Source organism: Mesorhizobium sp. WSM4844, assembly GCF_055811775.1.
In genome coordinates, this window is the sequence record NZ_JBVVQB010000050.1 from 13,833 (window position 1) to 34,297 (window position 20,465).

Below are 20,465 nucleotides of genomic sequence, written 5' to 3' on the forward strand. Positions count from 1 at the left end.
ATTTCACGTCCGGTTTCCCCACTTCAATCATCGGCCAGTCGTCCAAATAGCCGCCGATCGAAGCGCCGCTTGCCTATGACCATTTTCTTTCGCTGTGTACCCTCGTGCCGATACCCCGCTTTTGTGAGCACGCGATCCGAGGCCGGGTTCCCCTCAACTGTCCAAGCCTCCAGCCGATAAAGCTTCATGGCCTCATGGCAGTGTATGGTGACAGCGATCAATGCTTCGGTGGCGTATCCTGTCCGCCAGAAGGACTTACCGAACTCGTAACCGATGATCGCCAGCGACGCCGGCTTGTCGATTGAATTCAGGCGGATACAGCCCAAGAGGACCCCTGTACCGCGATCACGAACCATCCAGCCGAATCCCTTGGACTGCTGGGAAACGCGAACCATCCAGTTCACGAACCCTCTTGTCCGCTTCTCGGTAGGCTTGCGTGGAAAATCGGAAAACCGCGATGTCTCCGGGGCTGAGAAGATCGGATAATAGGGCTCCCAATCTTCAGGTTGAACCCTTGATAGGCGCAGGCGAGAGGTTTCCAAGTCCAGTGTCATTCAAAGCTCCTCATCTCTTGTGCTGCTTTGCCCTGCTGGCCGCCACCTCCATGGCCGGACGGCGAGGGTGAGCCAGCGATTCCGGTCAGCGCGGCTGGCAAGTCATTGTATTCTCCATGGATACAACCGCTCCGGCAGGTAAATACGTTGGCAGGCGACAGAAGCGCAATTCGTTGTCGTTGCTATCGCTCAGTCTGAAAATCGGCCGGCAAGCCGCGTGGCGGGCGCCAGGCGCGCACATGCGCCTTGACGCAGGCCCGGACTGAGCCGCACTATCCCGATTGCAGGCGAAGGGAGGCCAGTCGCCTGCGGGAGGATATACCCATGACGGAAGCGATCAGGCTCTACTGGGGCCGGTTCGGACATGTTTCTGTCCTGAACGTCGCCAGCGACTTCGTCACCCATGCCCATGTCGAGGCGCATATCATCATCTGGCTGGAAGGCACGGCCGGCGAGATGACCATCGGCCGCGAGACGGTTCGGCTTGGGCCCGGCACCGCCGCCGGCATCAATTCCTTCCAGCCACACAGCCACGCCTTGTCCCGCGACGGCCGGTCCGGCCTGTTCCTCGCCTTCTACATCGATCCGGACTGGGCGCGCCGGCGCCGCGACCTGCCGTCGACCGCGCCGCTGTTTTCGGCACCGGCGATTACGCTGGAGCCGTGGCTGCACAAGGCGGCAGCCAATCTTCTCGATCATCTCAGCGACAATGAGAGCATCGACGACATCGCCAATTACGAGATCGAGCGCTTCATCGACAGCGTGCTCGACGCCGCCGACGCCTCGGCGCCACAAGTGGCGCGCGCCCGCGTCCACGGCGTGCAGGATTTCCGTGTCCGCAAGGCGATCCAGCTGATGAAGGCCAATGTCTGCGAACGCATCTGCTTCGACGAGGTGGCGCGCAGCGTCGGCCTGTCGCGGCCGCATTTCTTCGCGCTGTTCAAGGAGCAGACCAATCTGACGCCCAATGTCTACTGGAACACGCTGCGCATGGAGGAAGCGGTGCGGCAGTTGCAGTGGTCGCAGGAACCGCTGATCTCGGTCGCCTGCAATCTCGGCTTCACCACGCAGGGAAATTTCTCGCGTTTCTTCCGCGACCATGTCGGCGTTCCCCCGACACTCTATCGCGAGGCGGCGCGGGCCATTTCCTGAGCCATTTTCACACTGCCCGTTTTTTTCAGATTGCCGGTTTTTTTCAGACTTATTGATAGGCATTCAAGACGCATTGATAAGTGCTGCCGGGCTCGCCGCCCTACCCTCGCGACACAGCTATCTGCAAGGGAAGCATCATATGGCGAAAGTCACCGTCTCCAGCGTCATCGACGCACCGGTCGAAAAGGTCTGGGCGCGCATACGCGATTTCAACGGGCTGCCGAACTGGCACCCGCGCATGGTCGAAAGCCATATCGAGGACGGCAAGGACGCTGGCACGATCGGCTGCGTGCGCAACTTTCAGCTCGCCAGCGGCGCCCGCATCCGCGAGAAGCTGCTCGACTTCTCCGACGAAAATTTCCTCGTCAGCTACTCCATCCTGGAGACGCCGCAGCCGCTGACCAACCACCAGGCGACGCTGCAGCTGCGCCGGGTGACCGATGGCGACCGCACCTATGCCGAATGGACCGCCAGCTTCGACGCGGCTCCAGAGGAAGCCGACAAGCTGGCCGAGGGCATGGGCGCCAATGTCTTCCAGGGCGGCTTTAACGCCCTGAAGACCCATTTCGCCGGCCAGGATTGAGCTGAACGGGGCTCACAAAAAGGAGCGTTCCATGGCGCTTGCACTGCAGACTTTCTCGACGGTCAAGGACGCCAACGCGGCGCTGAAAGCCGCCGGCACCCGCTATCTCGGCGGCGGCACGCTGGTGGTGCGCGCCGCCAATGAAGGCGACGTTTCGGTCTCCGGCCTCATCAGGTCGACCGAACCGGCGCTGTCGGCCATCACCGTTTCCGGCAGGGAGGTCCGCATCGGCGCTTCGGTGACCATGGCGGCGATCGCCCGTCACCCGGATCTGTCTTCCCTTGCCCGCGCCGCGCGCGCCGTCGGCGGCCCGGCGATCCGCAACATGGCGACCATCGGCGGCAATCTCTTCGCCCCGGCGCCCTATGGCGATTTCACCGTCGCGCTGCTGGCACTGGGCGCAACCGTCGGCACCGATGACGGCGAGGTGCCGATCGAAACCTTCCTGGCAAAACGCGAAGACAATCACTCCATAGTCACGTCGGTCGGCTTCAGCTTGCCACTGGAAGGCGGCTTTCGCTTCCTGAAAGTATCGCGGGTCAAGCCGAAGGGCGTCTCGGTGCTAAGCATCGCCGCCGTGCTGGAACGAGCGCCGGACGGAACCGTGTCATCGGCGCACATCGCGCTTGGCTGCATGGCCGACCGGCCGATGCGCGCCAAGGCGGCGGAGAAGGCGCTGCTCGGCAGGAAACTCACGAGCGACGGCATCGCGCCGGCGCTGGCCGTCGCGAACGACGGCACCTCGCCGATTACCGATCCGATCGCCAGTGCCTGGTATCGCAACGAAGTCCTGCCGGTCCATCTCGGCCGGCTTTTGCTCGCCTGAAAGCCGATGGCGCGCATCTCCGCCTGGCTGCGGCGCAAGGAGTAAAAGATGGCAAAGATCCCGGTTCAGTTCATGCTCAACGGCGCGGAGAAGGCCGAATTCATCGACAGCGGCACGACGCTGCTCAATGCGCTGCGCTACAAGATCGGCGACACCTCGCCAAAGGGCGGCTGCCATCAGGGCACATGCGGCGCCTGCTCGGTCATCATCGACGGCGAGCTTCGGCTGTCCTGCCTGACACTCGCCGAAACCTGCAACGGTGCGGCGATCACCACGACATCGGGGCTTTCGCAAGGCGGCGTGCTGCATCCCTTGCAGCGCGCCTTCCTCGACGCCTTCGCCACGCAATGCGGCTTCTGCACGCCGGGCATGATCATGGCCGCCAAGGTTCTGCTCGACCACACGCCGGACCCCAGCCGCGACGAGGTGGTCGAGGCGCTGTCGGGCAATATCTGCCGCTGCACCGGCTACGAGCCGATCATCCAGGCGGTGCTGACCGCCGCGCGATCCAATTCGCAGAATGCAGCTTGAGGGGAGTCGAAAAAATGGAACTCCGCAAGAGCTATTTCGCCGACCAGCGCACGGACGATCTGCACGAGATCGGCCAGCCACGGCCACGCTCCGATTCGCCCGGTCACGTCACCGGCAAGACCGCCTATTTCGCCGACCGCAATTTTCCAGGCATGCTGCATCTGAAGATGGTGCGCAGCCCGCATCATCACGCCCGCATCCGCAGCATCGACACTTCAGAGGCGCAGAAGCACCCGGGCGTGGTGAAAATCCTGACCGCCAAGGACGTGCCGCACAATGTCTACACCATCCTGATCCTGATCCAGATCGGCCCGGAGGACGAGACGGTGCTGGCCGACGGCAAGGTGCGCTGGAAGGGCGAAGCCGTGGTGGCGGTGCTGGCCGAGACCGAGCGTGCCGCCCAGGAAGCGGCGGCCAAGGTCAAGGTCGACTACGAGGTGCTGCCGGCCGTCTTCGACATGGAAGAAGCGCTGAAGCCCGGCGCGCCTGTCGTCAACGAATATCACGGCCGGAATTATTACCTCTACGACAGCGGCGAATGCCGCAAGGTGCGCTTCGGCGATGTCGAGGCCGGTTTCGCCGGCGCCGATCACGTGCTCGAACAGACCTATCAATCGTCGCCGATCGAGCACGCGCCTACCGAGACGACCGGCTGCATCGTCGCGCCGGAGGGCGACGACCGCTTCACCTGCTACACCAATACGCAGGCGATGTTCTTCACCCTCGACAACGCCTCGATCATCCTGCAGATGCCCGGCAACAGACTGCATTTCGTCGGCGGCACCGTCGGCGGCGGCTTTGGCGGCAAGGTCGACGTCATCGTCGAGCCGATCGCCATCCTCGGCGCCAAGCTGACCGGGCGGCCGGTCTCCTTCATCTACAGCCGCGAGGAGGAGATGCAGATTTCCTCGCCGCGCGCCGCCGAAAAGGTCGTCATCAAGGACGGCGTCATGAAGGATGGCCGCATCGTCTCCAGAAAAGTCACCGGCTACACCGATGCCGGGGCCTATTCGCGCCATTCGCCCTATGGCGCGCAGAAGGGCGCCGGCCACTATCCCGGCCCTTACACCATCCCGAATGTCTGGATCGACACCTACTGCGTCTACACCAACCGCACTCCCTCCTCCGCCATGCGCGGCTTCGGCGTCACCATCGGCGATTTCGCGCTTGAGGTGCAGATGGACAAGCTCGCCCGGCTGATCGGCATGGACCCGCTAGAATTCCGCTTCATCAACGCCTACCGCGACGGCGACATGAAGGCGCACCGCCAGCCGACCGAGGGCGCGGCTCTGATCGAGTGCATGCAGGAAGCCTCGCGCGCCGCCAACTGGCCGGTGGCGGAAAAATTCATGGCGATGTCGTCCTACGCGAAGGGAGCTTGAAATGGCGATCAGGCGCGGGCGCGGCGTCGCCGCGATCAACTATCCGACAGGCATGAATCTCGGCGGCGACCCGACCCAGGCGCTGGTCCATTCGACGCCGACCGGCAATTTCATGGTAACGCTGTCGAGCGTCGATCTCGGCCAGGGCATGAAGCAGATCATGGCGCAGATCTGTGCCGAGACGATCGGCGTGCCGACCGACCGCGTTGTTGTCGACACCGCCGACACCGACACCGGCCCGCACTGCATGGGCACCTTCGCCTCGCGCGGCACACATCGCGCCGGCAACGCCGTCATCCAGGCGGCCAGGGAAGCCCGCCAGGTCATGCTGGAAGTGGCGGCCGAGGAACTGGAAGTGAACGCCTCGGACCTCGAGACCGACGGCCAGGGCAACATCCTGGTCAAGGGCGCGCCGCAAAGATCGATCTCGATCTTCGATGTCGCACTGTCGGCGCATTTCAAGCGCGGCCGCTCGATTTCCGGCCGCGGCATGTTCTTGATCCCGCGCTCCTATCCCGAGAAAGAAACCGGCGCGATGAAACCGTCGACCTGCTATGCGCACGCCTGCACCGTGGCCGAGGTCGAGGTCGACGACGAAACCGGCGAGGTCACCGTGCTGACGGTCAGGAATGTCTTCGAGATCGGCCGCGCGCTGAACCCGAAAATGGTCGAGCAGCAGCTCGTCGGCGGCTCGTGGATGGGCATCAGCCACGCGCTCTACGAGACGACGGAACCCTATTACCCCGACCGCGACCATGGCGGCACCGACTTCAACCAGTATCTGATGCCGGGACCAGGCGATCTTGCGCAAACCGAGATCATCGTGCTGGAGAGGCCCTCGGCCGACGGACCCTTTGGCGCCAAGGGGCCGGGCGAAATGTGCGCCAACCCGCAAATCCCGGCGGTCGCCAACGCGGTCTTCGACGCCGTCGGCGTGCGCATCGACACGCTGCCGATCACGCCGGAACGCATCCTGCGGGCGCTGAAGGCGCAAGCCTCGAACTGAGTGCTGGAAATGCCCAAAAGAAGCGCCCGGGCTAGAAGCGCCGACACTGTCGTGATCTCGCCGGAGGCGGTGGCATCGCGCCTCGCCGCCTCGCGCTATCTGGCCGATGAAAGCCTGGCCACCGCCATTTTCCTGGCGATCCGGCTGGGCAAGCCGCTGCTGCTCGAAGGCGCGCCGGGCGTCGGCAAGACCGAGGCGGCCAAGGCGATAGCCGAACTGCTCGGGCGCGACCTAGTGCGGCTGCAATGCTACGAAGGCATCGACGCAGCACACGCGCTCTACGAATGGAACTACCAGCGCCAGTTGCTCGCCATCCGCCACGCCGGCGAGCATGAGGTCGACATCTATGACGACCGTTTTTTGATCGCACGGCCGCTGCTGCAGGTGCTGAACGCGCCGGAAAAGCGCGTGCTGCTGGTCGACGAGATCGACCGTTCCGACCATGAATTCGAAGCGCTGCTGCTGGAGTTCCTGTCCGACTTCCAGATCAGCATTCCCGAGCGCGGCACCATCCACGCCAAAACGCAGCCGATCGTCGTGCTGACCTCGAACCGCACCCGCGAACTGGCGGAAGCGCTGCGGCGGCGCTGCGTCTACCACTGGATTACCTATCCCGACGCCGAGCGCGAGGCCGCCATCATCATGCTGCGCGCCGGCGACGTCGCCATAGCCACGGCGCGCGCCGTGGCTATGGCCGTGCGCGACATCCGCGCCCGCCCGCTGGCCAAGCCGCCGGGCATCGCCGAAGCGGTCGAATGGGCCAACGCCGCGACGATCCTCGAAAAGGGCGGCAGCCCGTGGCCGGAAGCGTTCCGCCGCGCCATCGGCGTGCTGATCAAGGACGAGGAGGACCTGTCCTACATCGCCCCCGAGCTTGGCCGGATCGTCGAGGAGGCATTGGCGTGAGCCCCGCGGCCCTACCCCGGGCGGCTGCACCCTTGCTCGGCTTTGGCCGGCTGCTGCGCCGCTACGGCTTTCCGGTGGCGCCCGAGCAGGTGTCAGGCTTCATGCAGGCGGTGACGCTGCTCGGGCCCCGCTCAATGGCCGACATCCATGAGGCGGCGCTTGCCACGCTGGCGCCGCCGCCCGACCGCCGCGACGAATTCGAGGCGCATTTCCAAAGCTATTTCTACGGCAACACGGCTGCCCTCGTCGAGGGCGAGGCCGACGAGGAAACCCGCATCAAGGATGATGGCGGCGCCAGCGACGAGGACAACGAGGTGGCGCGCCAGGAGGAAGGTGGTGCGCTATCGTCCGGCGCCGAACAGTTGAGCGCCCGTGTCTTCGAGCGCGACGGCGACGGGCTTGCCGCTTTCCGCCGCAAGCTCGCTACCGCCCTGCCCGCCCGCCGCTCCTTCCGCACTGTGCGCACGCACGCGCGCGGCAAGCTCGATCTGCGCCGCTCACTGCGCGAAATCGTCAGTGCCGACGGCGATATACCGTCGCCGCTGCTGCGCCGCCGGCAGACCGTGCCGCGCAAGCTTTTGCTGCTGATCGACGTGTCCGGCTCGATGAAGCTCTACACATCGGACTATCTCAAGCTGGCGCATGAAGCGGTGCAAGGCGCGGACCGGGCCGAAATTTTCACCTTCGGCACGCGGCTGACCCGCATCACCGCGGCGCTGCGCATTCGCGACCGCGACCAGGCGCTGGCGCGGGTGGCAGCACTGGTCGACGACTGGGACGGCGGCACCCGAATGGGACCGACGCTGCTCGCCTTCCTGTCGGTGCCGCGCTTTTCCGCATTCGCGCGCGGGGCGGCGGTCATCATCCTGTCGGATGCGCTGGAGCGCGGCGATCATGCCGAGCTGGAAATGGCGATGCGCCGGCTGAGCGCACGCGCCTTCCGGCTTTCGCTGGCGACGCCGCTGGCCGGCGACCCGCGCTTTCAGCCGGCCACGGCAGCACTTCGCGCCATCCTGCCGGTGCTCGACGATCTCGTCGACGGCTCATCGATCTCGGGTCTCAGCGATTTCATCCTGTCGCTCGCCCGCCCCGCTCCGGCGGCAGCAGCAATCTGGAAAAGGGTTTCATGATGCAGAAGGCGATAGACGCGCATTTCCACATCTGGCGCCGAGAGGACCAGCCCTGGCTGCGCGGGCCGATGGTGCCGCGCATTTTTGGGCCCTACGAGCCGATCCGCCGCGACTACCCGATCGAGGAATTCCTCGCCGACCAGCAAGGCTCTGGCGTCGAGAAGGCGGTCTACGTCCAGACCAACTGGGCCAAGGAGGATTTCGAGAAAGAAGTCGCCTTCCTGCAGACGACGGCTAACGAAACCGGTTGGCCGCATGCCATCGTCGGCTATGCCGACATGACGGTGGGCGATGTGCGCCATCAGGTCGACCATCTGATCAAATACCCCCTGCTGCGCGGCGTGCGCATGCAGCTCCACTGGCATGAAACGCCGGCCTTCCGCTTTGCCGCCTCCGCCGACCAGGTCGTCGACCCGAAGGTGCGGGCCAATGTGGCGCGGCTGAAGGACTATGGCCTGTCCTTCGACCTGCAGCTTTTCCCGGCCCAGATGAAGGACGGGCTGACGCTTGTCGGCGAAAATCCTGAAACCAATTTCATCCTCACCCATGCCGGCATGCTGACCGACATGTCGGAGCAAACCACGCAAGCCTGGAAGGCCGGCCTGCGCACGCTTTCAGCGGTGCCAAACCTCTACGCCAAGCTGTCCGGCCTCGGCACCTTCGTCCACCGCAACGACCCGGCGCTGATCGCCCACATCGTCGACAACGCAATCGACATCCTCGGCAGCGACCGTCTGATGTTCGGCTCCAACTTCCCGATCGAAAAGCTGTGGACCAGCCACGCCGAACTGATCAAGAAGCACCGGGAGGCGGTGGCCAAGCATGGTGCGGCGGCAGAGGCGGACATTTTTTGGAACACAGCGGAAAAGGTATATCGGCCGGTGTGACGCGCTGCCCCCCTTCCAAACACCCTTGTGGGAGAAGGTCACGCCCGATGGCCCGAAACCTCGGCGCCGGCGGCCCGCGGCAGCGCCAGGAAGCGGAACGAGGCCACGAGCCCGATGGCGCCGATCGCCAGGAAGGCGAGGCGGAAGTCGACCAGGTCGGGCGCCGCCCCGGCCCTGGCGATCTGCGACAGGTTGAGCAGCGCCGCGGCGACCGCCACGCCGAACAGCATCGCCACCTGCTGCAGCATGCTGGACAGCGTCGCCGCCGAGCTGCGCTGCGCCGAAGCGATATCGGAGAAGGCCAGCGTGTTGAGCGCGGTGAACTGCATCGACCGCGTCAGTCCGGCAATCAGCATCAGCGCCGCCACCAGCGCTTGCGGGGTCTGCGGCGATATCGCCGCGCAGGCCATGATCGATAGCGATGCGATCACCCCGTTGACGACCAGCACCGAACGGAAACCGAAGCGCTTCAGCGTCGGCGTCGTCACCGTCTTCATGCCGAGATTGCCGAGGAAATAAGCCAGGATCAGCATGCCGGCATCGACGGGTCTCAGGCCGAATCCGACCTGGAACAGCAGCGGCAGCAGGAACGGCGTGGCGTTGATGGAGACCCGGAAAATGGTGCCGGCCGACAGCGTCGATATGGCGAAAGTCTGCACCTTGAATGCAGCAAGGTCGAGCAGCGGATTTTTGGCGCGCGCCAGGTGCCGCACGGCCAGCCAGCCGATCAGGACGCCCGCGCCAAGCAGCGCCACGGTCGGCAATGCGCCGTCTTGCGGATGGGCGATGCGCTCGAGGCCGTAGAGCATCGAGGCGAGCCCGACCGAGGTCACAAGGAAGCCCGGCCAGTCGAGCGGCCTGGTTTCGGAAGCGCGGTCGCCGGGAATGAAGCGGGCGACCAGCGCCAGGCCGGCCGCGCCGAGCGGAATGTTGATGAAGAAATTCCAGTGCCAGGACAGATAGGTGGTGATGAAGCCGCCAAGCACCGGCCCGATCACCGGCGCAAACAGCGCCGGCCATGTGATCAGCGCGGTGGCGTTGAGAAGCTCGGACTTCGAGGCGTTGCGCAGCACCAGGATGCGGCCGACCGGTGTCATCAGCGCACTGCACAGGCCCTGCACGGCACGCGCGGCGACGAACTGGGTCAGGTTCTGCGAGATGCCGCAGGCGATCGAGGCCAGCGTGAACAGGGCGATCGCCACGAGGAAGATGTTGCGCGCGCCGAAGCGGTCGGCGAGCCAGCCGGACAGCGGCACGAACACCGCCATGGTCAGCATGTAGACGGTGATGCCGATGCTCATCGCCACTGCCGGCACGCCGAAGGATTCTCCCATCTGCGGCAGCGATGTCGAGATGATCGTCGAATCCAGAAGCTGCATGAAGAAGGCGACGGCGACGATCAATGCCACGCGCCGCGCCTGCCGCGCCGCCGTCGCGGTTTCGGGCAAGGCTTTGTTTTCGGGAATGGCGGTCATGCGCAAAACTGTACGAAAGTTTTTCCCGCGCCACTGGGAACCAGGCGATTGTCCGGCAAATCGATGACGCACCGGTTTGAACAGCATTTGGGCGACGACGTCCAGACATGGCCCAACAAACTTTCGTGTCGTATCGCGACCTATTATGCGGAGAAGCTATATCGGCCGGTGTGACGCGCTGACCTCCCCTTCTCCCCTTGTGGGAGAAGGTGGCCTCGCGAAGCGAGGTCGGATGAGGGGTGCTGGAAGGATCGCTACCACGAAACCGTAAGCACTTCAAATTCCTCAATTTTTTCTCGCCGCGTTTCTTCCAGCACCCCTCATCCGTCTCGGCGCTACGCGCCGATCCACCACCTGGGGCGAGTCACGGGCCTCGCCCGCCCTTCGGGCCCCACAAGGGGAGAAGGTCACAGCAGGTCCTGGCCGGAGCATCTCATCCGGCGTCGATCTTCTCCATGAACTGACCGAGCTGATCCGGGTCCATATGCACCACATGCTTGTCTTCGGGATAAGCCAGGCTGTTGACGTCGGCGACATATTCGGAAAAAGCAGCGATGCGTTCCGCCTGCAGGCGGTCATATTCGGCGGCGAAATTGCGATAGACCTTGGAATGGCGCGGCATGTGGCCACGGTTCTGGCCAAGGATGTCGTCGGCGAACAGATATTGCGCGTCGCAGCCGGTGCCGGCCCCCATCGACAGCATGATCAGCGAGGTTCGCTCCGAAATCGCCTTGGCCACCTCGACCGGCACCACTTCGATCTCGGCGCCGATCGCGCCTGCCGCTTCGTATTGCTTGACTGCCTCGAAAATCTGCATGGCGCTGTCGGCGGTCTTGCCGACAGCCTTGAAGCCGCCGGTCCACGTGGCGCGCGACGGGATCAGGCCGACATGGCCGATCACCGGGATATTGTCATCAGCCAGCCGTTTGACAGTGGCAAAGCCGGCGCTGCAATAAACCGCGTCGGCGCTCGCCTTGTAGAGCCGGAACGCCCAGCGGATGAAATCGTCGGCTGTGCCGATCTCGTAGAAATTGTCGCCCGGCATGGTGAACAGGCTGGGTGCGGCATCGCGATATTGCGGATCGAGCAACAGTTCCGGCGGCACCGAGACAATGTCGACCCCGGCTCGTTCAGCGGCCTCGGCCTCGTCCATCGTCAGCACCCGCAGCATGGTCAATTGCCGCTTGCCCTTCATGGCGCGCAGGTCTGCCACCGTCGGTCTTTTCCGGCTCATCGAGTTGGTCCCCTTTGTTACGTGAATGGAAGGCCGGTCAGGCGATCTGGATCATCACCTTGCCAGCTTCGACCTTCACCGGATAGGTCTGCAGATTGACGCAGACCGGCGCGCCCTTGGCCTGGCCGGTCTTGTAATTGAAGCGGCCATTGTGCTTGGGGCATTCGATGATGTCGTCCATGACAAGCCCATCGGCCAGATGCGCCTTTTCATGTGTGCAAAAGCCGTCGGTAGCGAAGAATTCGTCATCCGGCGAACGGTAGATCGCGAAGCTGCGGCCGTCATGATCGAAGCGGATGACATCCTCTTCGTCGACATCGTCCACAGTGCACGCCTCGACCCAATCGGCCATCTCTATTTTCTCCCGAAATTTCGCCTTGCTGTGCTGCACAGTGCTATTCAGCTGCTGCCGACATGTTCACGTCGTGGAACTCGCCACGATAGGGCCGTGCCGTCGGCGGCAGTTCGCGCTTGAGGAAATAGTCCTCATATTTGAGCTGCCTGAGCAGGACCGGCCAAACCTCGCGATAGGCATGCCACATCGACGGGTTCGGCTCCGGCAGATCGTGCTTGATCAATTCGTGCAGCCTGGGCAGCGCGTGATAGGGCACCATCGGGAACATGTGATGCTCGACGTGGTAGTTCATGTTCCAGTAGATGAACCGGCTGATCGGGTTCATGTAGACGGTCCTGGAATTGAGCCGGTGATCGATGACATCGTCGGCCAAGCCGATGTGCTGCAGCAGGCCGGTCAGCACCATGTGCCAGGTTCCATAGAGGCGCGGCCCGCCGATCAGCACCAGCGGTATCCATGACTGCATGAAAACCGCGAGCGCGATTGTGGCGATGTAGATGGCGACATGCCAGCGCGCGGCGATGACGGCCTTGTGCTGTTCCATCTCGGGCACGTAGCTTTTCTCGTCCGGCGTCAGCTTGCCGAACGCCTGGCGTGCCAGTGCCGGAAGCGAATAGCGAAAGTCGAGGATACCGGTGAAGGCGAGTGCGGTGCGCAGCAGGTCCGGCGGGCGCATCACGGCGATCTCGGCGTCGCGCCCGACAATGATCGTGTCGGTGTGATGGCGGGCATGGCTCCAGCGCCAGGTCACCGGGTTGCGCATCAGCATGAAGCTGGCAATCTGGTAGACGACATCATTCATCCAGCGTGTGCGGAAAGCCGTGCCGTGGCCGCATTCGTGCCAGCGCGAGTCGCTGGCCGAGGCATAGAGCACGCCATATACGAAGAAGAACGGCACGCACCACCAGGTGCCCCAGAAGTAAACGCCGCCGGCGGCGGAGACCAGGATGGCGCCCAGCCAGATGGCCGTGTCGCGGATTGCCGGACTGTCGGAACGTCGCATCAGTTCCTTCATCGTCTTGCGCGGCACATCGGTATGGTACCACTCAGCCGAGGCTAGCCCGGTTTCGATCGCAATCCGCGTGCTTTCGCCGACCAGGCTGTAATCGCGCTTCACCTTGCCAGCCATTGTGACCTCCAATTTCCGAACCGCCGCGAGCCCTCTCCACTCCGGCCAAGGCCAGCCTTCCAACTGATGTTTCGCACCGCCTTCGCCATTGTCACGACCTGCCTCCGAGAACAGGAAAATGACCCGATGGCCGCGGATAATCCTCCCGCGGCTGCCTGGCAATCGCTGCGATCCGGCTCTCGGCGGCGGCGATCTCGCCGGCGCCGTCGAGAACCCGGAACACCGCTTCGTACGAACGGCTTTCGCCGTGCTCCAGCCAGATCATCTCGCCGCGCTCGCGCGCTGCCAGATTGCCCAGCACATGATGCGTCGACGGCTCGATGCCGAGCGCATAATGCCCAGCCTGGAAATTCTGCCACTCATAGGCGCAAGGCAACTGGTGCTTGCGCGTGACGACTTCGAGACCGAGGCCGAGACGGTCGTTGACCACCGCCACCGGCACGTCGCCGTTGGCGTCGGCGCCGAGTTCGTGCTGCCAGACCTGTTCCGTGAAGCCCAGTTGCGGTGCCGGCGCCGTGCGGTAGCCGACCTTCTGCGCTTCATAGCGCTCGCCGGCATGGCCCGCCCAGACGACGTCGCGGATCGGCGCCAGGTAGCGGGAGCCCTCGTCGAGCACCGGATGGCTGACATTGATGTGATAAAAGTACATATGCGGCGTGCGGCTAAAACCGTGATTGACGACGCGGTCCGAAAGCCGGATCTCGTTGCCGCCGACATCGGCCTCGATCCGCCGCAGCAGATGCAGATCCTCGCCGAACACCGTCGACTGCTGGACGATACCTTCGGCCCACAGCACGCAGCGGTCGCCGTCCCATGTCTCGCCATAGCCGGTCAATCGCGCCGGGATGGTGCTGACGCGGCCATGCAGCGAATGGCGCACCGTCTTCTTCGGCGGATAATTGTAGCTGTCGGCGGGGACCTCGTTCATGAACAATATATGGTCGAGGCCGCAGGTCAGCAGCAGGCCGGAAAACGACCGCGCCCAGGCCAGCCCCTCCTCGCCTTCATATTCGTGCAGGCCGGGATGGCGAAAGCCGCTCGGCGAATGCCAGCCGATCGCCTGGCCCCTAAAATCGCAATCGGCGATGTCGAGCGCCCGGTCGACCAGCGCGGTGAAGCGCAGGCCGGAGCCGGTGCGGAATTCGAGCATGCGGATGCCGCGCTCCACCCCGTCGCCGAGCGTCATCAGCCGCACGCCGGCGAATTGCGACAGCATGCCGGACCGCTCCGAGACCTGCCGGCGCGAAAGCGTCTTGCCGTAAAGCTCTACCATCTGACGGCCAGTTCCTTCACTTCGCCCTCGTCTCCTTGAGCAGGGCCGACATGTCGGCGCCGGTGATGATGCTCTCCACCGTCAGCAGATCGGTATCGGCGACCGTCTGCTCGGCGACGATCTCGCCACGGCGCATGACGATGATGCGGTCGGCGACCTGGAAGACATGATGGATATTGTGGGTGATCAAAAGCACCGAATGGCCGGCGGCGCGCATCTCCTTGACGAAGCGCAGCACACCGTGCGTTTCCTCGACGCCGAGATTGTTGGTCGGCTCGTCAAGGATGATGACCTTGGCGGCGAACTGCATGGCCCGCGAAATGGCGATCGACTGGCGCTCACCGCCCGACAGCGTGCTGACCAGCGCATCGGCGTCGAGTTTTTTCGAGATGCCGACGCGCTTCAGCAGCGCCGACGCGGCATCGCGCAATTTGGCGAGGTCGAGCGGCGCGAACACGCCCAGCCATTTCAGATTGACCGGCTCGCGACCGAGAAAGAGGTTGCGCGCGATGCTCAGGTCCGGCGCCAGCGACGTGTCCTGGTGAATGGTCTCGATGCCGAGATCCATGGCGTCGCGCGTCGAGCGGATCGAGACTTTTAGGCCGCGCACATAGATCTCGCCGCGGTCGACGGGGAAGACGCCGGAGATCGCCTTGATCAACGTGGATTTGCCGGCGCCGTTGTCGCCGAGCAAGGCCACCACCTCGCCCTCGTTGAGGGTGAAGGAGGCGCTCTTCAGCGCGCGGACGCTGCCGAAGGATTTTTGCAGATTGTGCAGCCGAAGCACTTCCATGGTCAGCTCCTGGCGGCGTTCTTCTGCAGCAAAGCGTGCAGGATGAGCATGGCAAGGATGATGACGCCGACGAAGATATTGTAGGCGAGGCCGGGCACGCCGATCAGCACGATGCCGTTGCGGATGCTGCGCAGCATCAGCGCGCCGACGATGGTGCCCAGGATGGTGCCGCGCCCGCCGGTCAGCGCCGTGCCTCCGACCACCACCATGGCGATCACTTCGAGCTCGTATCCGGTGCCGGCTACCGGCGAGGCGGCCGAGATGCGGAACGCACTGATCATGCCGGCCAGACCCGCCAGCACTGAGGTCAGGATGAACAGCCAGACCTTGACCGCATCGGCCGGCACGCCGCGCGCAACCGCAGCGTTGCGGTTCGAACCGATGGCGCTGATCCAGTTGCCGAGCTTGGCGTAGTGCAGCACGTAGATCGCCAGCAGCGACAGGCCGATGAACCACCACAGCGAGGTATAGAAACGGAACGTTCCGATATTGAAGCTGCCGGCCAGCAGTGTCACGAAAAAGCCAGGCTGGTCCCAGGATTTCAGCGGAAAGCCTTGCGTGATGTAGAGCGCCGCCCCTCGCACGACGAGCAGCATCGACAGCGTCACCAGGAACGAGGAGATACCGATCTTGGTGACGATCAGCCCGTTGATGGCGCCGATCGCCACGCACAGCAATAGCCCGGCAAGCAGCGCGATGCCGATATCAAACCCGCCGTTCTGCACCAGCAGCATGACGACGACCGGCGCCAGGCCGAACACGGCGCCGACCGAAAGGTCGAACTCGCCCGCCGTCAGAAGCAGCGTCATGCCGAGCGCGATGATGCCGAGTTCGGGCAGGAACGCCATCATGTTGGAGATGTTGAGCGGCGACAGGAAGTTCGCATCGGCGATCGCGAACACCGCCAGCAGGACAATCAGGATGATGAGCGAAGAGAATTGCGGCGAGCGGATCAGGCTCGACCTGCGTTTGGAGCGCGGCATTTCCTGTTCTGCGGCGATAGTCATGACTGCCTGGACCATATCTCAGCTTGACGCCCGCCGCCTGCGCGGCGGGCGTCAGTTTCAATCACTTGTCGTAGAGTTTCAGGATCGGTTCGACGCTCGATGCGTCGTAGAGGCTGAAAGTGTGGATATCGTAGCCGATCGGTTCGCCCGCGGCGGCAAGCCCGAGCAGCGCCACCGGCATGAAGCCCTGCGCCGACGGAAACTGCCAGGCAGCCGCGTTGACGAAGCCGGTCTTGACGGCTTCGGCGGTTTCCCTGGAATTGCCCCAGCCGACGACCGGGATCTTGCCAGCCGGCACGCCGGCGCCGTCGAACACCCGCTTGACGCTGGCCGCCACGGAATCGCCGAGCGCGATGATTGCCGGCGGATTGTTGGCGACCATGTAGTCGGTCATCTTGGCGATGATGCCGGCCGGATCGGTGCCGCAATCGACCACGTCGTACTTGATGCCGAGCGGATCGAAGACGCTGGCGATGCCTTCGGTCTCGAGCTGCTGATAGCTGGCGCCCGGCACCTCGACCGGCAGGAACACCTTGTCGCCCTGCTTCACCATCTTGTGGTCGACCAGATATTTCGCCCAGATGACGCCGGCTTCCCTGAGGTCGGCGCCGACATAGGCCTGCCGGCCGGTTGCCGGATCGTCGGTGTTGAAGAACACGATCGGGATGCCAGCCGCCTTGGCTGCCTTGACCTCCTCGGTCCACAGGCCGGGTTGCGCCGAGGTGGTGGCGATGCCGTCCGGCTTGGCGGCAAGTGCGGAGTTGAAGGCCTCCTTCTGCGCCGCCATGTCGCCACCGCTGAACGAGATCTTGCAGGTCACCTTGAGCTGGTCGCAGGCCTTGGTCGCGCCGGCATTCCAGTCGATCCAGAAGGCGTCCGACGGGCCGCCATGCGACAGCAGGTAGAACGTCTTCTGAGCATCCTGCGCCAGCGCCGGTGCAGCCAGTGCAACACCGGCGAACACGGTCGCCGCAGCCGCGATTTTCGATACGAATCTCAACATTCTCTTCCTCCTTTTTTGTGGCCGTCACAGTCCGTTGGCGCGGAATTTCTCGTCGAGGAATTTCTTGGCGCGCGGCACGTCGTCCTCCGAAAGGTGCTCGATGATGACCGGGATGTTCGGGTGCTTTTCGGACAGCCGCTTGAGATAGAGGTCGTAGTTCAGCGAACCGAGGCCGGGCGCAGGCAGCTCGATCTCGCCGACACCGCGAAAAGTGTGGCTTTCCAGCGCGTCCTCGTCGCCGATATCGGCGTGCTTCTCCGACTTGTCGCCGCCCGAGCGCTTGACGTCCTTGGCGTGGGCTATTTTGATCTTGTCGGTCAGGGTGTCGAATACCTGGTTCAGGATCTGGTCCATCCTGTCGATGTTATGGGTCTCGAAATAGTTGGTCGGATCCATCAACAGGCCGAGGCCGGGATGGTCGACCTGCGCGAACATCTTCACCGTCTCCTCGACCGAGCCGACGACATTGTTGACATAGGTTTCGAGCAGGAAGACCGCGCCGTGGTCGTAGGCGGTCTGGGCAAGGTCGGCGATAACCTTGCGGCATTCCTCAAAACCTTCCTCGGTCTTGTTCTTGGGATGGTGCACCCAGTCGGATTCGGTGTTGTAGGTGCCGGTCTCCGAGATCACGTAAGGGGTGCCGAATTCGCGCGCATTGCGGATGATCTCCTTGAGATAGCCGACGCGCCTCTCGCGCTCGCGCATGTCCGGATGAATGATGTTGGTGTAGCCCGACACGCAGCACACCGGCAGGTTATGGTCGCGAAACGTGTCGCGAACTGTCCTGGCCTTTTCCTTGGTGATCTGCCCGACCGACAGGTCGATATCCCTGAAATGCAGGTCGAGCTGCACCGTGTTGAAATCGAGCGCACGGATTTTTTGCGCGGTTTCCTTGAGGCCGTACGGGAAATAGCCCGTGAAGATACCTGCCTGCATCATGATGTGAAATCCTCCCTGTAAGCGATTCAGTTGGTTGGGTTTATCGAGATTTCGGACAGCTTGACCGTGCGGCCCTCGTCGATCGAGCGATAGCCGGCTTCGATCAGCGCCATGGTCTTGACGTTGTCGGCGACGGAAAGTGCCGGCCGCTCACCCGTCTTTACCGCATGCTGGAGTTGCTCCATCACGCCGATGAAGGCGTGCGGGAACCACATCGTGCTCCAGCTAGGGGTGACCCATTCACCGCCGGTGGTCTCGGTCGAGGCATAGGTCAGCGTCGAGGCCGAACCCGTCGGCCAGCCTATCGTGCCCTTGGCGACGCCCTTGGTGCCGTCGACGCGCCAGTTGATGTGCTGGTCGTCCTTGTAGCCGTCCTGGCGCGGGCCGGACCAGACATCCTCCAGCGACACGGCGAGCACGCCTGACGGAAACCGCAGCGTCGAAACTGTGATGCCGTCGGAATGGTCGAAGCGCGTGCGCGGATCCTTGCGCGTCAGCGTGGTGATCTCGTCGGGATCGCCGAACAGGAAGCGCAGCACATCGAGATGGTGGACGCTCATATTGGCGAGCGTCAGCCGGTCGTAGTCCTCGAGAAACGTCTGCCAGTGCGGGATCGCATGCATGTCGATCTGGGCGAAGACGATGTCGCCGAGCGCGCCGCTGTCGATGATCTGCTTCAGCACGCGCATCGACTGGTCGTAGCGCATGTTCTGGTTGACCGAGAGGATCTTGCCGGCCCTGGCTGCCTCGTCGCGCAACTCGATCGCATCCTTGAGCGACAGCGCCAGCGGCTTCTGCGCCAGGACCGCCTTGATATGCTGCTGCTTCAGCGCATGGCGGATCAGCGCCGGCTGCTGGTCCGGCGGAAACGCAAGGTCGATGATCTCGACGTTTTTGTTCTCGATCAATTTTTCCGGCGTGTCGTGGACGGTCGGGATATCCCAGCGCCTGGCGACTTTCTCGGCGCTGGCCTTGGTCCGCGAGGCGATCGCCACCACCGGAAAACCAGCTTCCTTGTAGGCGGCAAGGTGACATTCGGCCATGATCATGCCGGCGCCAACGCAGCCGATCCTGTAGTCCCTGGTGCGGACTTCAACGTCCGGCTCGAAGTCCTTGCCCGCTATTCCTTCGCCAGCCATCTGATCCTCCCGAAGCTCGTTTCTTAGAACCGCTGTCATCGTGCCAGCGCTTCCCCGCTTTGCCCGAAATAATGCACCCTGCCCGGCTCGCAGGATATCGCCACCATCGCGTCCGGCCTGATATCGGGCTGGCCGCGCAGCAGCGCCCGCAGGCGCGCCTGCCCGGCAGCGAGTGTCACAACGGTATAGCCGCCGAGCGGCTCGACCTCGAACACTCGTGCCGGGCGGCCCGCGCGCCCAACCGACATTCCATCATCCGATATTTCCCCATCCTGCCAGGGCCGGACCTTGATGTCTTCCGGCCTGAGCCCAATCTCGACGGCATCGGCCGGCGCGGCCTTGTCCGCGATGCGGATCGTGCCTTCGGCCGCCTCCATGCCTTCCGCGCCGCGCACCGACTTCAAGATGTTCATCATCGGCGAACCGAGCAGCCGCGCGACATAGGTGCTGGCCGGCCGATCATAGATCTCGGCCGGCGCGCCGGTCTGCCTGATCCTGCCGTTTTCCAGAATGGCGATGCGGTCGGCGACAGACATCGCCTCTTCCTGGTCGTGCGTGACATAAATCAGCGTCTTGCCAAGCTCGCGCTGGATGCGCTTCAGCTCGACGCGAGTCTCCTCGCGCAGCCTGGCGTCGAGCGCCGAGATCGGATCGTCCATCAGATAAGCATTGGGGTCGCGCACCAGCGCCCGGGCAATCGCCACGCGCTGCCGCTCGCCGCCCGAAAGCTGCGCCGGCGGCTTGTGCAGGATGTGGCCGATATGCAGCTTGGCCGCGACGTCATCGACACGTTTTACGATATCGGCCTCGGCGACCCGGCGTTCGACCAGGGGAAAGCGGACATTGTCGCGCGCGCTCATATGCGGAAACAGCGCAAGGTTCTGGAACACCATGGCGACATTGCGCTCGGCTGGCGACACCGTATTGACCGGCCGGCCGCCGATCAGGACCTCGCCACTATCGGGGGTTTCCAGTCCGAGCACCAGGCGCAGTATCGTCGATTTGCCGGATAGCGGCGGGCCGAAGAAGCAGTAGAACTCATTGTCGTTGACAGTGAACGAGGCGTCGTCGACGGCGAGGGTGTCGCCATAGCGTTTCGTCACATTGCGGAAGACGACATCGGCCATGGTCTCAGCCCGCTCCACCGGTTGCGGACAGACT

General features: G+C 63.8%; 21 protein-coding genes. 9 read left to right on the forward strand and 12 right to left on the reverse strand.

The features are described 5' to 3' along the window. Positions 1 to 23 precede the first annotated feature (23 nt). Positions 24 to 554: a GNAT family N-acetyltransferase gene (locus AC0L2A_RS28175; protein ID WP_473611558.1), complete on the reverse strand. Its 531-nt coding sequence runs from the start codon at positions 552 to 554 to the stop codon at positions 24 to 26. Between the two features lie 324 nt (positions 555 to 878). On the opposite strand from AC0L2A_RS28175, the gene AC0L2A_RS28180 reads away from it, so the two are divergent. The 9 genes from AC0L2A_RS28180 (at position 879) to AC0L2A_RS28220 (ending at position 8,957) form a co-directional block, all read left to right on the forward strand. Beyond that, positions 879 to 1,706, forward strand: a complete 828-nt coding sequence (locus AC0L2A_RS28180; RefSeq protein WP_473611560.1) for an AraC family transcriptional regulator — start codon at positions 879 to 881, stop codon at positions 1,704 to 1,706. A 139-nt stretch (positions 1,707 to 1,845) separates the two neighbouring features. Then, positions 1,846 to 2,289, forward strand: coding sequence for an SRPBCC family protein (locus AC0L2A_RS28185; protein WP_473611561.1), 444 nt, complete (start codon positions 1,846 to 1,848; stop codon positions 2,287 to 2,289). 31 nt (positions 2,290 to 2,320) lie between these two features. Beyond that, positions 2,321 to 3,115, forward strand: coding sequence for an FAD binding domain-containing protein (locus AC0L2A_RS28190; protein ID WP_473611562.1), 795 nt, complete (start codon positions 2,321 to 2,323; stop codon positions 3,113 to 3,115). Positions 3,116 to 3,163: 48 nt separating this feature from the next. Beyond that, positions 3,164 to 3,646 (forward strand): (2Fe-2S)-binding protein, encoded by a 483-nt coding sequence (locus AC0L2A_RS28195; RefSeq protein ID WP_473611564.1) that lies wholly within the window; start codon positions 3,164 to 3,166, stop codon positions 3,644 to 3,646. 14 nt (positions 3,647 to 3,660) lie between these two features. Next, positions 3,661 to 5,028 carry a xanthine dehydrogenase family protein molybdopterin-binding subunit gene (locus AC0L2A_RS28200; RefSeq protein WP_473611565.1) on the forward strand — a complete coding sequence of 456 codons (1,368 nt, stop codon included), beginning with the start codon at positions 3,661 to 3,663 and terminating at the stop codon, positions 5,026 to 5,028. Position 5,029: 1 nt separating this feature from the next. Then, entirely contained in the window at positions 5,030 to 6,034 is a 1,005-nt protein-coding gene (locus AC0L2A_RS28205) for a xanthine dehydrogenase family protein molybdopterin-binding subunit (protein WP_473611566.1), read from the forward strand. A 9-nt stretch (positions 6,035 to 6,043) separates the two neighbouring features. Next, the gene (locus AC0L2A_RS28210; RefSeq protein ID WP_473611568.1) at positions 6,044 to 6,940 is read left to right on the forward strand and encodes an AAA family ATPase; all 897 of its coding nucleotides are present in this window, start codon (positions 6,044 to 6,046) and stop codon (positions 6,938 to 6,940) included. Positions 6,941 to 6,993: 53 nt separating this feature from the next. After that, positions 6,994 to 8,070: a vWA domain-containing protein gene (locus AC0L2A_RS28215; RefSeq protein WP_473611594.1), complete on the forward strand. Its 1,077-nt coding sequence runs from the start codon at positions 6,994 to 6,996 to the stop codon at positions 8,068 to 8,070. Further along, entirely contained in the window at positions 8,070 to 8,957 is an 888-nt protein-coding gene (locus tag AC0L2A_RS28220; protein ID WP_473611595.1) for an amidohydrolase family protein, read from the forward strand. Before AC0L2A_RS28215 ends, AC0L2A_RS28220 begins: the two co-directional genes overlap by 1 nt. Before the next feature lie 38 nt (positions 8,958 to 8,995). Here the strand turns inward: AC0L2A_RS28220 and AC0L2A_RS28225 are convergent, their stop codons facing one another. The 11 genes from AC0L2A_RS28225 to AC0L2A_RS28275 form a co-directional block, all read right to left on the reverse strand. Then, on the reverse strand, positions 8,996 to 10,432 hold the full coding sequence (locus tag AC0L2A_RS28225; RefSeq protein ID WP_473611569.1) for a DHA2 family efflux MFS transporter permease subunit: 1,437 nt from the start codon (positions 10,430 to 10,432) through the stop codon (positions 8,996 to 8,998). Positions 10,433 to 10,865: 433 nt separating this feature from the next. After that, positions 10,866 to 11,666 carry a 3-methyl-2-oxobutanoate hydroxymethyltransferase gene (locus AC0L2A_RS28230; protein ID WP_473611571.1) on the reverse strand — a complete coding sequence of 267 codons (801 nt, stop codon included), beginning with the start codon at positions 11,664 to 11,666 and terminating at the stop codon, positions 10,866 to 10,868. 37 nt (positions 11,667 to 11,703) lie between these two features. Continuing rightward, positions 11,704 to 12,018 carry a MocE family 2Fe-2S type ferredoxin gene (locus tag AC0L2A_RS28235; protein ID WP_128247706.1) on the reverse strand — a complete coding sequence of 105 codons (315 nt, stop codon included), beginning with the start codon at positions 12,016 to 12,018 and terminating at the stop codon, positions 11,704 to 11,706. A 43-nt stretch (positions 12,019 to 12,061) separates the two neighbouring features. Beyond that, positions 12,062 to 13,150, reverse strand: a complete 1,089-nt coding sequence (locus AC0L2A_RS28240) for a fatty acid desaturase family protein (protein WP_473611572.1) — start codon at positions 13,148 to 13,150, stop codon at positions 12,062 to 12,064. A 91-nt stretch (positions 13,151 to 13,241) separates the two neighbouring features. After that, on the reverse strand, positions 13,242 to 14,423 hold the full coding sequence (locus AC0L2A_RS28245; protein WP_473516487.1) for an aldose 1-epimerase family protein: 1,182 nt from the start codon (positions 14,421 to 14,423) through the stop codon (positions 13,242 to 13,244). A gap of 16 nt (positions 14,424 to 14,439) precedes the next feature. Beyond that, a complete protein-coding gene (locus tag AC0L2A_RS28250) occupies positions 14,440 to 15,222 on the reverse strand; it encodes an ATP-binding cassette domain-containing protein (protein ID WP_473611597.1) in 783 nt (260 codons plus the stop codon). After that, entirely contained in the window at positions 15,219 to 16,223 is a 1,005-nt protein-coding gene (locus AC0L2A_RS28255; RefSeq protein ID WP_473611574.1) for an ABC transporter permease, read from the reverse strand. The genes AC0L2A_RS28250 and AC0L2A_RS28255 overlap by 4 nt, the downstream gene beginning before the upstream one ends. Positions 16,224 to 16,284: 61 nt before the next feature. Then, positions 16,285 to 17,226 (reverse strand): sugar ABC transporter substrate-binding protein, encoded by a 942-nt coding sequence (locus AC0L2A_RS28260; protein ID WP_473611575.1) that lies wholly within the window; start codon positions 17,224 to 17,226, stop codon positions 16,285 to 16,287. A 24-nt stretch (positions 17,227 to 17,250) separates the two neighbouring features. Then, complete coding sequence (locus AC0L2A_RS28265) at positions 17,251 to 18,165, reverse strand: sugar phosphate isomerase/epimerase family protein (protein WP_473516486.1); 915 nt, start codon at positions 18,163 to 18,165, stop codon at positions 17,251 to 17,253. Positions 18,166 to 18,191: 26 nt separating this feature from the next. Further along, on the reverse strand, positions 18,192 to 19,304 hold the full coding sequence (locus tag AC0L2A_RS28270) for a Gfo/Idh/MocA family protein (protein WP_473611576.1): 1,113 nt from the start codon (positions 19,302 to 19,304) through the stop codon (positions 18,192 to 18,194). A 35-nt stretch (positions 19,305 to 19,339) separates the two neighbouring features. Continuing rightward, complete coding sequence (locus AC0L2A_RS28275) at positions 19,340 to 20,431, reverse strand: ABC transporter ATP-binding protein (RefSeq protein ID WP_473611578.1); 1,092 nt, start codon at positions 20,429 to 20,431, stop codon at positions 19,340 to 19,342. Positions 20,432 to 20,465: the final 34 nt, after the last annotated feature.

Excerpts from the sequence above, each read along its gene's own strand:
- AC0L2A_RS28260 (WP_473611575.1), bottom strand. The coding sequence starts at position 17,226 with ATGTTGAGATTCGTATCGAAAATCGCGGCTGCGGCGACCGTGTTCGCC.
- AC0L2A_RS28265 (WP_473516486.1), bottom strand. The coding sequence starts at position 18,165 with ATGATGCAGGCAGGTATCTTCACGGGCTATTTCCCGTACGGCCTCAAG.
- AC0L2A_RS28255 (WP_473611574.1), bottom strand. The coding sequence starts at position 16,223 with ATGACTATCGCCGCAGAACAGGAAATGCCGCGCTCCAAACGCAGGTCG.
- AC0L2A_RS28190 (WP_473611562.1), top strand. The coding sequence starts at position 2,321 with ATGGCGCTTGCACTGCAGACTTTCTCGACGGTCAAGGACGCCAACGCG.
- AC0L2A_RS28180 (WP_473611560.1), top strand. The coding sequence starts at position 879 with ATGACGGAAGCGATCAGGCTCTACTGGGGCCGGTTCGGACATGTTTCT.
- AC0L2A_RS28235 (WP_128247706.1), bottom strand. The coding sequence starts at position 12,018 with ATGGCCGATTGGGTCGAGGCGTGCACTGTGGACGATGTCGACGAAGAG.
- AC0L2A_RS28270 (WP_473611576.1), bottom strand. The coding sequence starts at position 19,304 with ATGGCTGGCGAAGGAATAGCGGGCAAGGACTTCGAGCCGGACGTTGAA.
- AC0L2A_RS28185 (WP_473611561.1), top strand. The coding sequence starts at position 1,846 with ATGGCGAAAGTCACCGTCTCCAGCGTCATCGACGCACCGGTCGAAAAG.
- AC0L2A_RS28210 (WP_473611568.1), top strand. The coding sequence starts at position 6,044 with ATGCCCAAAAGAAGCGCCCGGGCTAGAAGCGCCGACACTGTCGTGATC.
- AC0L2A_RS28220 (WP_473611595.1), top strand. The coding sequence starts at position 8,070 with ATGCAGAAGGCGATAGACGCGCATTTCCACATCTGGCGCCGAGAGGAC.
- AC0L2A_RS28275 (WP_473611578.1), bottom strand. The coding sequence starts at position 20,431 with ATGGCCGATGTCGTCTTCCGCAATGTGACGAAACGCTATGGCGACACC.
- AC0L2A_RS28175 (WP_473611558.1), bottom strand. The coding sequence starts at position 554 with ATGACACTGGACTTGGAAACCTCTCGCCTGCGCCTATCAAGGGTTCAA.
- AC0L2A_RS28205 (WP_473611566.1), top strand. The coding sequence starts at position 5,030 with ATGGCGATCAGGCGCGGGCGCGGCGTCGCCGCGATCAACTATCCGACA.
- AC0L2A_RS28195 (WP_473611564.1), top strand. The coding sequence starts at position 3,164 with ATGGCAAAGATCCCGGTTCAGTTCATGCTCAACGGCGCGGAGAAGGCC.
- AC0L2A_RS28230 (WP_473611571.1), bottom strand. The coding sequence starts at position 11,666 with ATGAGCCGGAAAAGACCGACGGTGGCAGACCTGCGCGCCATGAAGGGC.
- AC0L2A_RS28245 (WP_473516487.1), bottom strand. The coding sequence starts at position 14,423 with ATGGTAGAGCTTTACGGCAAGACGCTTTCGCGCCGGCAGGTCTCGGAG.
- AC0L2A_RS28225 (WP_473611569.1), bottom strand. The coding sequence starts at position 10,432 with ATGACCGCCATTCCCGAAAACAAAGCCTTGCCCGAAACCGCGACGGCG.
- AC0L2A_RS28200 (WP_473611565.1), top strand. The coding sequence starts at position 3,661 with ATGGAACTCCGCAAGAGCTATTTCGCCGACCAGCGCACGGACGATCTG.
- AC0L2A_RS28240 (WP_473611572.1), bottom strand. The coding sequence starts at position 13,150 with ATGGCTGGCAAGGTGAAGCGCGATTACAGCCTGGTCGGCGAAAGCACG.